This is a genomic window from Sulfurimonas sp., assembly GCF_026988655.1.
In the GTDB taxonomy this organism is placed as follows: domain Bacteria; phylum Campylobacterota; class Campylobacteria; order Campylobacterales; family Sulfurimonadaceae; genus Sulfurimonas.
In genome coordinates this window covers 74502-88928 of sequence record NZ_JALSKT010000074.1, presented here as the reverse complement: position 1 = coordinate 88928, position 14427 = coordinate 74502, and the positions used below count along the sequence as shown (strand labels likewise).

11 protein-coding genes are annotated in these 14427 nt (G+C 34.2%); 6 read left to right on the top strand and 5 right to left on the bottom strand.

Translation table 11 applies throughout. From position 1 onward, the window contains the following. Nucleotides 1–187: 187 nt before the first annotated feature. From nhaD to MV052_RS08215, 3 genes are read right to left on the bottom strand one after another with little or no spacing between them, the layout of a single operon-like run. On the bottom strand, nt 188–1540 hold the full coding sequence (gene nhaD, locus MV052_RS08225; RefSeq protein ID WP_297443021.1) for a sodium:proton antiporter NhaD: 1353 nt from the start codon (nt 1538–1540) through the stop codon (nt 188–190). Next, complete coding sequence (gene nadB, locus MV052_RS08220; RefSeq protein ID WP_297443018.1) at nt 1540–2985, bottom strand: L-aspartate oxidase; 1446 nt, start codon at nt 2983–2985, stop codon at nt 1540–1542. Before nadB ends, nhaD begins: the two co-directional genes overlap by 1 nt. After that, a complete protein-coding gene (locus MV052_RS08215) occupies nt 2985–3140 on the bottom strand; it encodes a hypothetical protein (protein WP_297443015.1) in 156 nt (51 codons plus the stop codon). The genes nadB and MV052_RS08215 overlap by 1 nt, the downstream gene beginning before the upstream one ends. Here MV052_RS08215 and MV052_RS08210 point away from each other — a divergent pair, their 5' ends adjacent. The 6 genes from MV052_RS08210 to MV052_RS08185 all read left to right on the top strand — a co-directional run bounded on the left by MV052_RS08210 (nt 3141) and on the right by MV052_RS08185 (nt 11087). Continuing rightward, entirely contained in the window at nt 3141–3584 is a 444-nt protein-coding gene (locus MV052_RS08210) for a hypothetical protein (RefSeq protein WP_297443012.1), read from the top strand. Continuing rightward, on the top strand, nt 3574–5376 hold the full coding sequence (uvrC, locus tag MV052_RS08205) for an excinuclease ABC subunit UvrC (RefSeq protein WP_297443009.1): 1803 nt from the start codon (nt 3574–3576) through the stop codon (nt 5374–5376). The genes MV052_RS08210 and uvrC overlap by 11 nt, the downstream gene beginning before the upstream one ends. A 70-nt stretch (nt 5377–5446) precedes the next feature. Then, nucleotides 5447–5860, top strand: a complete 414-nt coding sequence (locus MV052_RS08200; RefSeq protein WP_297443006.1) for a PAS domain-containing protein — start codon at nt 5447–5449, stop codon at nt 5858–5860. Nucleotides 5861–5869: 9 nt separating this feature from the next. Further along, on the top strand, nt 5870–7486 hold the full coding sequence (locus tag MV052_RS08195) for an Hpt domain-containing protein (RefSeq protein ID WP_297443004.1): 1617 nt from the start codon (nt 5870–5872) through the stop codon (nt 7484–7486). A gap of 2 nt (nt 7487–7488) precedes the next feature. Then, complete coding sequence (locus tag MV052_RS08190) at nt 7489–10698, top strand: ATP-binding protein (RefSeq protein ID WP_297443001.1); 3210 nt, start codon at nt 7489–7491, stop codon at nt 10696–10698. Nucleotides 10699–10709: 11 nt separating this feature from the next. After that, nucleotides 10710–11087: a response regulator gene (locus tag MV052_RS08185; protein ID WP_297442998.1), complete on the top strand. Its 378-nt coding sequence runs from the start codon at nt 10710–10712 to the stop codon at nt 11085–11087. Between the two features lie 26 nt (nt 11088–11113). On the opposite strand, the gene lon is transcribed toward MV052_RS08185, so the two are convergent. Together lon and bamD are read right to left on the bottom strand one after the other, a co-directional pair. After that, nucleotides 11114–13531 (bottom strand): endopeptidase La, encoded by a 2418-nt coding sequence (gene lon / locus MV052_RS08180; protein WP_297442995.1) that lies wholly within the window; start codon nt 13529–13531, stop codon nt 11114–11116. A 15-nt stretch (nt 13532–13546) separates the two neighbouring features. Further along, complete coding sequence (bamD, locus tag MV052_RS08175) at nt 13547–14290, bottom strand: outer membrane protein assembly factor BamD (RefSeq protein WP_297442993.1); 744 nt, start codon at nt 14288–14290, stop codon at nt 13547–13549. Nucleotides 14291–14427 lie beyond the last annotated feature (137 nt).

Below are 14427 nucleotides of genomic sequence, written 5' to 3'. Positions count from 1 at the left end.
GAGAATTATTTTAGCCGCTGCCTCTGGATTGTTCTTGCAAAAATCTATAGCTTCTTGTTCTGTCATAATATGTATGTTTAAGCAATTTTTGTGCCTATTTTTTTGTTTGGTGCTGAATGGTTACCTTATGTAAAGGTGATAGTGATAGAAAGAGTTTTACGGGATGAACCCGTAAAAAATACTTTGTTTAGTAAAGTCCCATTATTTCAAATTGAACATACCAAATGATAATAGAGATAATATAACCTACTAAAATCGTCCATGAATGTTTCATGTGGGCACCAAAAGTATAAATACCACGAAGTTTACCCATCACACCAACACCTGCAGCTGAACCAAAGGAGATAAGTGAACCACCAATACCAGCAGTCATAGTCACAAGCATCCACTGATCAATTCCCATTGTTGGAGATGATTTTAAAATAGCACTCATAACCGGTACATTATCAACAATAGCAGATAAGAAACCAACACCGATATTCGCTGCAGTAGAACCAACAGTACCGTAAAGGTCATGCACGTAATCCAAAAAGCCTAAAAAGTGTAAAGCACCAACAGCTGAGAGAATACCAAAAAAGAAAAGAAGTGTGTCATTTTCAACTTTTTGCATATTTACGTATATATCAAAGCCATTTGAACCTTTTTTATTAAGACCAAAAGAGTAGAGTTTTAAGATAGCAAGACCAAACATCATACCCCACATAGCAGGAAAATGAAAAAACTGATGTCCAAGAACAGCGATAACAATAGTAAGTACACCTAGATAAACGACTACCATTCCTCCATCTTTTACAACTGGTTTTTGCTCAGTAGAAGCATCAAAAGGTGGTTGTCCAGAAGGTACAGACATACTCAGTAAGAATGCTGTCACACCCCAACCAACGACAGATGCAGGAAAGAGATAAAGAAAATCTACAAATTCTCCCTTGTTTGCTGTCCAAGCCATAAGTGTTGTAATGTCACCAAATGGAGACCAAGCACCACCAGCGTTGGCTGCTACGACAATGTTGATAGCACCAGGGACTAAAAATGCAATATTTTTCTTGTCAATTGTAAAAAGTACAGTTGAGAGTATCAATGCTGTAGTCAAGTTGTCTGCAACCGGAGAGATAAAAAATGCTAAAACACCTGTGAGCCAAAAAAGTTTTTTATACGAATAGCCTTTTGAAACTAATTTGTACTTCATTAAGTCAAATACACCCCGTTCAATTAGTGTCTCGATAAAGGTCATAGCAACAAGCAAGAAGAAGAAAATTTCTGCGATTTCTAAGATTAATTTTTCTAACTCTTCATGCAGCGGCATTGGATCCAAGCCATTGATAGCATAGTAAATGCCCACAAGCATAAACATAAAAGTTCCGGCAAACAGTGACGGCTTAGCCTTATTTATTTCATACTTTTCTTCTGTAGCGATAAAATAGTACGCTATAACAAAAACAGCTAAACTTAGCCATCCCACCCATGTAGTTGCAAGATTTACATCAGACGCTGCATGTGCTACTGCCTGAACTGCCCCTTCTACTGCTGAACCGTGTTCCATTATTTCTCCTCAATTGTGTGAACCCCAATGGATTCATTTCTGTTTAATGCTGAGAGTACTATCTCTCTCGCCGTTAGTAAACGAAATTTCAGTAGTTTACCAATATTTTCATTTAAAAGCGCATTAATTGTGCTTAAAGCATCATTTAATCCACTTTTTGTTCGAACGATAGATACATTCTCCCACATTATGCGTCTTAACTGATTTTTAATCATTTTATCATTTTTCAGACTCATCACCTCATCGAGAATATCAAAATAAACAAATTCTTTCGCAGATTCATTTTTTAAGATATCTTCTGCTGCGCGCCTTCCAAAGACCAAACCCTCTAAGAGTGAGTTTGATGCCAATCTATTTGCACCATGTACTCGTGTTGAAGCCACCTCTCCTACAGCATAGAGATTTTTCACATTAGGCACTCTTGCATTTAAATCTGTTCTAATCCCTCCAATAGCATAATGAAATGCAGGGGAAATGGGGACTCTTGCATTTGGCACTTCATAGCCTAAAGCGCGAAGATAATTAAATATATTTGGAAATCTATGCCTAAAATACTCTTCTTCAAAATTATTTAATGCAAGATAAATCTGCATTCCTGTTTTTTTAGTGTAGTTATACATTGCTTTACTTACGATGTCTCTTGAAGCAAGTTCTCCTCTCTCATCATACTCAAACAAGAAACGTTTGCCACTTTCATCTTCTATGGTTGCGCCTTCACCTCTGAGTGCTTCAGTAAGTAGCATTTTTTGTGCATTCGCAGAATTGACAAAAACTGTAGGGTGAAACTGCAACATTTCCATGCGGTCAAGTGCAATGCCTTTCATAACACAAAGACCCTGCATATCAGCGCTAATGCAAGGTGCATTTGTATGAAATTCATAGAGTGAACCAACACCGCCACTCGCGATGATTACATTCTTAGCATAAATATTTCTGCTTTTTCTGTGATCTAGCACAGTCACACCGTAACATTCCCCATTTTCTATCAATAAATCAACGACTCTTGCATCACTTAACATTGCATGAGGATTTTGTTCTAGTAAAAAATGGTGCAAATATCTCCCAGTAGCATCACCCCCAGCATGTAAGATACGCTCACAAGAGTGGGCAGCTTCTTTAGTGTAAAGCAATTGTCCATTTTCATCAGTATCAAAGTTAAACCCATGCGCTATCAGATCATCTATAGCCTTACGAGAATTTTCACTCAATACTTCTACAGCTTCAGGATCACAAAGACCATCTCCCGCAGCAAGTGTATCTTTGATATGCGTCGGAATATCTTGCTCATCTCTAGCTAATGCTACTCCGCCTTGTGCATAAAAAGTATTGCACTTAAAAGTTTGTCGTTTATTGATTATTAAAACTTTTTTATCTTTTGGTAGATTTATAGCAGCATATAAGCCTGCTACTCCTGCACCAATTATTATTACATCATACTGTATCATTATCTACAACTTTCATTATTATCATTTTTCATCTTTTGTTTTTGTATAAAAAAATCTACATTCTCATCACCTTGCGGTGCTTTTTTTTCATAATATGGGTTAGCTTTATATCCACAAGCGCTCAAACTTAACAAAAAGCTTGCTATAATTACCATATGAAAAATGCTAGCGATATTATTAACTCTATTCAAAATAAACCTCAATTTTCTAAACTTTCTTATTATAAGTGTATAAGCAGGATACAGGCTATTTTTTCCCCACCCCTACAAAAGATGATTAAATTTGCTTACATTAAAAATGACACACTCTTTTTTGTCTTAAATCATCCGGGTGCCAAACAAGAGTTTGATAATAATATACAAAGCATTAAAAGTGCTTTAAAGTTTCATAATCCAGAGGAATGTAAGGAAAATAGTATCCTAGATATCAAAGCATTCGTCACACATACACCAGATAAGCCCAAAGAAGAGTATATCATTCAAACGCAGCATTATAAAGAACGAGCAAATGGTAACTTTAGCATAGCAATTAAAGATGAAAAACTAAGAGAACTTGTTCAAAGCATCCAAAAAATCATAAAAGATAATCATGACACTTGAACAATCAATCAAACAACTCCCCACATCTGCAGGAATTTACCAATATTTTGATAAAAATGGAAAATTACTCTACATTGGAAAAGCAAAAAATCTTGCCAATCGAGTAAAAAGTTACTGGTCTTTTACACCTTCTTTAGGTCCAAGCACAAAGCTTTCATCACGTATAAACAAAATGATACTACAAACTGTTTCAATGAATTATATAGTAGTAAATTCTGAGCATGATGCACTTATCTTAGAAAATTCACTTATCAAACAACTCAATCCAAAATACAATATTTTATTACGTGATGACAAAACATACCCTTATATTTATATTGACAATTCACAAGCATATCCTCGTTTTGAAATTACACGAAAGATTATCAATGCAAAAGAAATTAGCTACTATGGTCCCTACTCTGTTGGAGCACGAGATATCTTGAACTCTATCTACGACACCTGTAAACTTGTCCAAAAAAAAGGCTGTCTTAAATCTAAAAAACTTTGCCTATATCATCAAATAGATAAATGTCTCGGTCCATGTGAGCTTCCAATCTCCAAAGAGCGTTATGCACAAGAAGTAGCTTTAGCCACACAGCTTATAAAAAACAAAAGCGTACTTATAAAACAACTGCAAGAAAAAATGCTTTTTTATGCAGAAGAACTGCGTTTCGAAGAGGCAACAGAACTCCGTGACCGTATTGAACGCATCAAACGTTCTGAAATAAAAAGTGAAATAGACTTTGCTTCTGAAGAAAATTATGACATTTTCGCTATTGCCAACTCTGATAGTCGGGCAGTTGTTGTAAGAATCTTTATGCGCCACGGTAAAATCATCTCTTCTTCGCATGATTACATAAATATCAATGAAGGTTTTGATGAAAATGAAATTTACTCTCGAGCACTTCTAGATTTTTATAAAGATGAAAAACCACCTATTATTGCTCCTATTTTACTCAGCAATAGCTTTGAAGATATTACTCTTATTCAAGACTATCTCACTAAAGTATTTGAAAAAAAAGCACAAATAGTTGTTCCAAAGAGAGGAAAGAAAAAAGATCTCATAGCCCTAGCAACTCTAAACGCAGTAGAACTCCTCAAAAAAGATAAACGCAGTGTTGATGATAAAATTCTCAAAGAGATACAAGAGTTGTATAAACTTCAAAAAACTCCAAGCAGAGTCGAAATTTTTGACAACTCTCATATGTCTGGTATCGCTACTGTTGGGGCTATGGTTGTCTACAATGATGGGAAGTTTGATAAAAAATCTTACAGAACCTACCATCTTCATGCGCGTGATGAATATGGACAAATGAGAGAAACTCTCTCGCGTAGAGTTGAGAGTTTTGCTAAAAATTCTCCCCCAGACCTTTGGATACTTGATGGAGGAGCAACTCTTTTAAAATTAGCACTTGATATTTTAGATTCAAACGCTGTAAATCTTGATGTTATAGCAATTTCAAAAGAAAAAGTAGATGCTAAAGCACATAGAGCAAAAGGAAAAGCAAAAGACATTATCTATACTAAAGATGAAATCTTTCGACTCAAAGAGAGCGATAAAAGACTACAATGGGTTCAAAACCTTAGAGATGAAGCACACCGAAGTGCTATCACTTTTCATAAAAAAACAAAATTAAAACTTGACCAAGAGAGTAAACTTTTAAGTTTACATGGAATTTCTCCTGCAAAAGTACAAAAACTTTTAAATCATTTTGGCACATTTGAAAATCTAAAAAAAGTTACATTAGAGGATATAACTTCACTTTTAAATACAAAAGATGCAAAAACTATCAAAAATATTTATAAATAAGTTTTTTTTTCATAGGTTTATGATATATTTGTGATAATTCTAGTTAGACACTTAATTATAAGGTTTTTTAATGAGTAAAGTTGTTCCTGTAGATAAAGAATATTTCTTTGACCAAAACATAATAATCAGTCAAACAGACACCAAAGGTGTCATCACCTATGCAAACAGGTCTTTTTGCAAAGTTTCAGGTTATACAAATGATGAGCTAATTGGTAAACCACACAACATCCTTAGACATCCAGATATGCCTAAAGAAGTTTTTAAAAAAATGTGGGAAACTATCCAAAGTGGACAAGCTTGGAATGGTCTTGTAAAGAACCTAAGAAAAGATGGTTTATTTTATTGGGTAGATACTGAAATTCTTCCTATAAGAGATACCCATAATGAAATTACAGGATATATTGCTGCAAGAAAACCTGCTTCAAGAAAAGATATACAAGAAAATGAAGAAATCTATAGCAATATGCTTGAAATGCAAAACTAAGGAAGCATGATGTTAATTTACAATTTTCAAAAAGAATTTTTCGGGATTGATGCAGCTGATTTACAAACACTTGGCTACAACGATCTATCTGCCTTACGTGCTGAGGCGACAGATATTGCAGACTTGTTTGTAAAAACACCGGGATATATCCATAATTTTAAACATGTACACTGGATAGACTTCGTTGCATGTTCTGATGCTTCAGAAATTCAAAGAGTTATTATTCACGCAAATGGAAAACACTTTCGGGCAACTGTATCAGTTACAAATGGCTACCTTATAGAAAATACTTCGGCCAAAGCATATTTCGTCTATTTACATAATTTACACCAACTCAATAACGATGAAATAGATAATCTTCAACATGGTTTATCACCAGCGATTACAACACATACAAGAGTGCTTGAACAAAAAGATGCAATTCAACAAGTGGATCATCAGCCAAAACCAAAAATCAAACAAGAAGTTTCTCTTGAACCTACCCCAGTTCCAGTAGCTCCAGCAGTTTCTAAAGAAGCTCCGTCTGTTACAGTCCAAGCTCCAACCATAGAAGATAATTCTAAAATAGATATAGATTTTGAAGAAACCAAGTCAGAAATTCCAGTAGAACCTGTAAAAGAAAAAACTACAAAGCTAGCGCATAACAAAGAAAAATTTGATAATGGCTATCTATATGATCCTGCTCTAGCATCCAAAGAGTTAGGTTTACCCGTAGATTTAATAGAAGAATTTATTCAAGATTTTATAGCCCAAGCAGATGATTTCAAAGATGAACTTTATGCTTCTTTAGAAGATGGAGATATAGATAATGTCAAATCATTATCACACAAACTTAAAGGGGTTGCAGCAAATCTAAGAGTTGAAGATGCTTTTGAAACCTTAAGTGTTATTAATACAACTTCAGATATTGAAGTGATCAAAACTAACTTAGACTTATTCTATAAAATCATGGCAAAACTTGCCGGTGAAGAGGTAGAATCAGATCTTATAGACGAGATAGAAGCAGCAGAAGAAGAACTAATTATAGAAGATACAATTGAAGAATCCCTAGAAGAAGTACCAGAGGCAGTACAAAACGAGAACACTCTTGATACTGATGATGACTTTATGCTCGACTTTAAAGAGGATGAAGTATATACGCCTGAACCTAAAACAGATGTTGAACAAACAGAGGACTTAAGTTTAGGATTTAAAGATGATTTTACTTTAGAACCTGAGATGGAACTAGAAGAGACTGAACCAGAATTGGCAACTGAAACTCTTGAAATACTTCCTGAGCCTGAAACTAAACTCGAAGTTGAACCAGAAGTTGAAGTCCTTTATTCAAAAACAAAAATTGCGAATGAGATTGGACTTGATCAAGAGAGTTTTAATGAACTTTTCAATGACTATATTCAAGAAAGTTTTTCGCTTCTTGATGAACTAAAAAAATCCTTAGAAAATGATAATTTAAGTGAAATAAAAATTGAAGTTTCAAAACTAAGAGGAATGAGTGAGAATATGCGAGTAAATGATTTTGATGAAGAAATCAAACATCTAATGTTTGCAACAGATCATCAAGAACGAACCAAAGCAGTACAAAAGATAGAAGCAATTATGAAAAAATTATCTGAGCAGGGAGAGTAATTATGCAATTTAGCCTAAAGAATAGATTAAGACTTATTAGTCTTTTACCAATTATTATATTATTTATCGTGACAAGTTACTTTGTCTATAATTCTTACCAAAATTATGTGGCTGCACAACAACTACAAAATAAACTCTCAACAAATAGAGAGTTAAATGAACTTGTAAACAACATTTCTCGTGAAAGAGGAATGACTGTTATTTATTTAGGAAACTCTTCTCCAAATACCCTTAAGTCTTTAAAAAAACAGAGAAAGATAGTTGATACACTTGAAGCAAAATATCTTCATAGTATCACGGAGACTCCTTCTTTACATGATCATTCAAATGGTATTTCTAATTGTCCAACATGTAAAGCAACGAGTGAACTTGAGAGAGCCCTGAAAAATATAAAAAATCTGCGTTCTCGTGTTGAGAAACATAAAACGAACTTTGATGAAGTTTATGAAAATATTTATGGAAAAGCAGAAACTATTGCCATTAATGAACTCAAAAAGATTACTTCAGCACAAATTGACAACCAAATTAATCAATACGCTGAAAGATACATCACTTTCGTACGAGCAAATAAGTTTACGACAGCTGAACGTGATTATCTCTCATATGCCATTGCAAGATCTACGCCACTCGAAGAAGAGGATATCAATAAATGGATTTCTTTAATTGCTAAAGCTGATTCTCTCAACTATGATACTTTAAAAGATAAATCTTTAATTGAAAAGCTAAATAACATTTTTAAAAATGAAGATGCGCAAGAGCTTTTTGAAGATATTAACAATGAACGTGCAGCAATTTTGATTGCTGCTTCAACGGGTAAATACGAAACAAATGCAGGTGTTTGGTTTGCAATGCTTTCAGAAAAAACTAATATCATCTCAGAAGCAGAAAATATTCTCTTAACTGCGATGGATGAAAGAGCAATGAAAGTTAAAACTGATGCCTTACAATTACTCGCAATAACCCTAACAATCTGGCTTGTTTCTGTAATTTTGGCAATACTAGGCTTTTTACTTTCTAATGAAATTGCAAGGAATATCCTTAATCTTGAAAATGTTTTAAAAAGAGTTGCTGAAGATACAAGTGATGGGGAAAAACATTCCAATATTAACCTCCATACGGCAAAAGGTACCGAGGAAGCTTACAGACTTCTTGAAAACATCATTGAACAAACACGACGAGATAAAGAATCTGCACAAGAAGCAAGTGAAGCCAAATCAATGTTCTTCGCAAATATGTCTCATGAGATACGTACTCCACTCAATGGAATCGTTGGTTTTACGGAACTTCTCAAAGATACAGGTCTCAAAGAAGAACAAACAGAATTTGTAGAGATTATTGAAAAAAGTTCAGAAAACCTTCTTGAAATTATCAATAATATTCTTGATTTATCCAAAATTGAAAGTAACAAACTTGAGATTGAAGATGTAATATTTAATCCTATAGATGAGTTTGAGAGTGCTGTTGAAGTTTACGCAGTCCGTGCTAGTGAAAAACAAATTGATCTTGGGTGTTTTATTGATCCACAACTAGAGCAATCCATCAAAGGTGATCCAACTAAAATCAAAGAAGTCCTTATTAATCTTCTTTCAAACGCAGTTAAATTCACAAGTAGCATGGGTGCAATCAATGTTGAAATTAGAAAACTCGAATCAAAACAAGAAAACATTACAAGAATTCGCTTTGAAGTTCAAGATAGTGGTATTGGTGTAACAAGCGAGCAAAAATCTAAAATATTTGAAGCTTTTTCTCAAGCTGACACTTCAATCACTCGTAAATATGGTGGTACTGGTCTTGGGCTTACAATTTCTGCAAGATTTATAGAGCTAATGGGTGGACAACTTGATCTCAATAGTGAGCCAGGAGTAGGAACTACTTTCTTCTTTACCTTAGATTTTGAAGAGATTGAAACTGTAAATGAAAGCTCAAAAGGAGTCTATTCAAGTATCAATGCGCTTATTTTAGAGTCAGCACATAAGAGAAAAAAACAAGATGCTTATCTACGTGAATATTTAGATTTTTATGGTGTAAGCTATACAACTTTTACAGACTTACATGAGCTTGAAACATTACAAAAACAAATCAATTATGACTTGACGTTTATAGATTACGATTATACAAATGAGGAAGACCTCAAGGCTTATGGTGAATTATCTCAAAAACTAATTCTACTTACAAAATCATTCTTTATGTGTGTAGTAGAGAAAATGCAAATCAAAATTTTCAAATCTATTTATGAACCACTGAACAATTCAAAACTAAAAGTTGCTTTACAAAATTATCAAGAACTAACACAAAGTGAACGAAAAGAAGAGCTTGAAGAGGCTGCCGTATTTGATACGCAAAGTGCAAAATTCGATGCCAAAGTTCTTGTTGCAGAAGACAATATAATCAATCAAAAACTCATCAAAAGAACCCTTGAAGATTTAGGGCTTAATGTTGATATTGCCTCAAACGGTCTTGAAGCATTTCAAAAAAGAAAGGATGGTGATTATAATCTTATCTTTATGGATATACAAATGCCTTTTCTTGATGGTATAGAAGCAACACACGAAATACTTGAATACGAAGAGGATAATAATCAAGTGCATGTTCCTATTGTTGCCTTAACTGCAAATGCACTCAAAGGAGATAGAGAGAGATTTTTAGAGGCTGGACTTGATGAATATACTACAAAACCTCTTGTACGTACTGAAATCATTATGTTGCTCAATCACTTTCTTTCCCAATATATTGTTAAAACAAAAGCAGCACAAGTCAAACAAATAGATGAAAATGTAGAAGTTGAAGAAACTGTACAAGTTCAAGAGCCGATGGAAGTTGAAAAACCTGCAAAAGTTGAAAAACCTAGCTATAAAGCTGATATTTTGCTCGCGAAAAAGACTCCCTTTGAGACAAAACTTTTCAAAAAAGTTTTAGATTCACTGGGTTATAAATATGATATTGCACAAAACATGGATGAACTCAATAACGCAGTGCAAACAAATAGCTATAAAGTCATCCTATTTGATAAAGAATTTCCAGGAATGCATCTTGAAAACTTTACCACACTTGTCAAAGCATCAAGTGACTTACGAGATTTACCATCTTATCTTGTTCTTATCAATGACTCCTCTGCTGTTGAAGATCCAAATGACATCATGTATGTACATGAGACAATAAAAAATGTAGTAAACAAAGACTTACTTCGATTAGTAATTGAAAAATTTATCTAAGGAAAATATAAATGAAAAGAACTGACTTAGTTGTACTGGCTGTAGATGATGACATGATAAATTTAAAACTTTTAAAGTTAATGCTGATGAAAAGTGAACACGTTAAAGAAGTTTTAGAAGCAAAAAATGGTTCTGATGCTATTGGAGTATTAAAAAGTAGAGATGACATAGACCTTATACTTTTAGACATCATTATGCCAGTTATGAATGGTATAGAGATGCTCAAAGTGGTAAGAGCAGACGAAAGCCTCCGTCAACTTCCAATCATTGTCCTTACAACCGATGAAACAAAAAAAGCAGAAGCTTTAGAGTCTGGAGCAAATGGTTTTTTAATGAAACCTATACGAAACAACGATTTACTCAAAAAAATGGCTATGGTTATACTCTAAGCCTGATACTGCGTTTAAAACAAGTTCTACACTAGAACTTGTTTTAAAACTTCTTCTACCCTTTTTACAGGTATAATTTCTAAGGCTTCTCTAACCTCTTTTGGAATATCTTCTAAATCCCTTTCATAATTTTTTGCAGGGACTAAAACCTTTGTCATATCAGCTTTATAAGCAGCAATTAACTTCTCTTTCAATCCACCAATAGGTAGGACATCCCCAGTTAAAGAAACTTCACCCGTCATTGCTATTTCTGAACGAATTTTATATGAACTTAAAATTGATGCGATAACACTCACCATAGCGATACCTGCACTTGGTCCATCTTTAGGTGTTGATCCATCAGGAACGTGTATATGCAAATCATAGCGTTTATATACTTCACTTGGATCTACAGTAAGCTTTTCCTCTTTTTCTTTAAAAGTCAAAGGAATATTCTCTTTTGAAATTCTCAACTTTCTCTTATCAATCAAGGTTTTAACAACACTCATCGCAATTCTTGCTGACTCTTTCATTACATCACCCAAGCTACCAGTAAGCTGTAAATTGCCATTGCCTTTGATACGGATACTTTCTATTTTAAGAACATCCCCACCCACTGCTGTCCATGCAAGACCATTAACAACACCAACAACTGGAATCTTGTTTGTTTTCTCAATTTCAAATACACTCTTGTCAAAAAATGTTTTTAAATTTTTCAACGTGATAGTGACCTTGTTAACTTCACTATGTTTTAAAATTTCCAATGCTGCTTTACGGCATACCTCTGCCATACGACGACGAAGATTACGCACACCTGCTTCACGAGTATAACTATGTATCAACTCTTTAAGTGCTGGTTTAGAGATAGTTAGTTCAGACTTTTTAAGTCCATGCTTTTTAAGTTCTTGTGGTAATAAATAACGACGTGCAATCTCAAACTTTTCTTGTGGTGTATAAGAGCTTAAGGTTATAAATTCCATTCTATCACGCAGGGGAGCTGGAATACGCCCTACATCATTAGCTGTAGCTATGAAAATAACATTACTCAAATCTAAATCAAAATTCAGGTAATAATCTCTAAATTCACTATTTTGTTCAGGATCTAAGATCTCCAAAAGTGCTGCTGTTGGATCACCTCTTTGTGAACGTGTTATTTTATCTATCTCATCAAGAACAATAACCGGATTCATTTTTTTCGCATCTATGAGTCCCTGCGTAATACGTCCAGGCATAGCCCCTACATATGTACGTCTGTGTCCACGTAGTTCATTCACATCTTCAAGTCCACCTAATGCTATTCTCACAAGGGGACGCTTTAATGCTGCGGCTATAGAGTTAGCCAATGAAGTTTTACCAACACCAGGAGGTCCTGAGAAACAGATGATAGCACCTGAACTTTTTTTTGCTTTGACTCCACGAAGTTCAAGTAACTCTTTAACAGCAAAATACTCCACAATTCTCTCTTTTGGTTTCTTCAAAGAAAAATGATCTTCACTCAGTTGTTTCTCAACAGCTTCAATTTTAAGTGGTTTTTTTGCAAGCTCACCAAAAGGGATATCTAAAGCCCAATCAAGATAGGTTTGTGTCATAGATGCATCTGAAGAATCTGGATGCATACGAGAAAAACGTTCTAACTGTTTACTTATCTCCTTAAACGCATCCTCACTCATCTTCTCTTTTTTAGCTTCAAGTTTTTTCTTATACTCTTCTACCTCTTCATCACGTGAAGTATCAACACCAAGCTCTTTTTGGATTTGTTTTAACTGCTCTTTTAAAAAGTATTCTTTATTAATCTCTTCCATATGAGTATGAACTTTAGAGCGTATCTCTTTTTGAAGTTTATTCGCTTCGATTTCATCAATAAGAAGATCAATTAAATCTAAAAATCTTTTCTCTGTATCCGTCTCAACAAACAGCTTATACGCTTGTTCTTTTTTTAACTTTATAGTGGAACATACAAGATCAATAATACGGTTATGATCATGATTTTCCTCTATTGTACGCAACAAGTCTGGTGGGAAGTAATTACTAACAGCAGATAAAGCTCTTACTTTTTCACGTACCACTTCCAAAATAGCGTCAATTTTTAAAGAATCAACTTCTAATGTTTTTAAAATATCTACATGAGCAATCAATGGATCATCAGAAACTTTATAAAGTGATTTTGCTCGTGCAAGCCCTTGAAAAAGTACTTTAATTCTTCCATCTGGCAGTGAAACCTTTCTCATAATAGAGCCAACAACACCAGCATCATATAGTGCATCATAATCACGTTCACCCTCATGTAAAGGTTTTGTTGGGCAAACAATGACCAACGAGTTATCGTCAATAGCTTTAGTTACTGCCTTAATATTTTTTTCATCACTCAAAAACAGTGGTGAAATCATAAAGGGATATAAAAAAAGCTCATCTTCTGCTATTACAGGAATATCAGCAGGAAATTCTCCATAGTTACTTAGTTTCATAAAATAGTATCCTTTTTATTTTGTTAAATTTTCATCTGTGTCAGGAACACTGTTACGTGAAACAACACTTTTTGTATCTGGTATAAGAAAAGCATACCAACTTGAAGTACCGTCACCCTCAAACCACTCTCGATACCATGGAGTCTGAGCACGTTGTACTTCATCCCAATTAATCCATGGTTCAGGTTTTATAGCCCTATAAAACTTTGCAGATTTAGGCTTGTCAATGCGCTCATACAATTGCGCAATACTTTCATTAAATGAAGCATCACCAAGATAAAGCCGTGTCAATATAGAATCGACTAAAGAGTAATACATTGAGTGTGGGTGCTTTATTTTAAAAGCTTTTGCTTCTTCAATCGCTTCTTGTACAAATACCTGATCACGTCTTGGGTGTGGCAGTGATTTGTATTTTGCTTTAATTCTCAAAAACTCTGCAAACTCTATCTCATTAGTGTTAGCATATCGTTTGATGTATTCGTTTAAAAAATGTTCGCTCAAGAGATACTCTTCATTGTGCATGTGGGCAATAGCCAATATCATCGTAGCTTCAGGTAAAAGTGGTGAGCCTATATGTTCACCCTGCAATGACGAATAATAATCATCCGCCTTATCATAGTTTCCATTCGAAATAGAATCAATAATCTTACCATACCAATAAACAGCCGGCTTGTTGTATTCGTCTACCTCTTTTGAGCAAGCACTAAAGAGAATGCTAAACGCAGTAAGTACAATGAGCATACGCATTTTTGTTTTCATAAAAGTTTATTCCTTCTTGTAAATAGGCTGTTATTTTATCTAAAAGATATATAACAAGGATTAAACTTCTTAGATTTAACAATATATAAGAATAAGATATTATCAAATTAGTGTAAATCTGTTTACTTTCAGCTTTT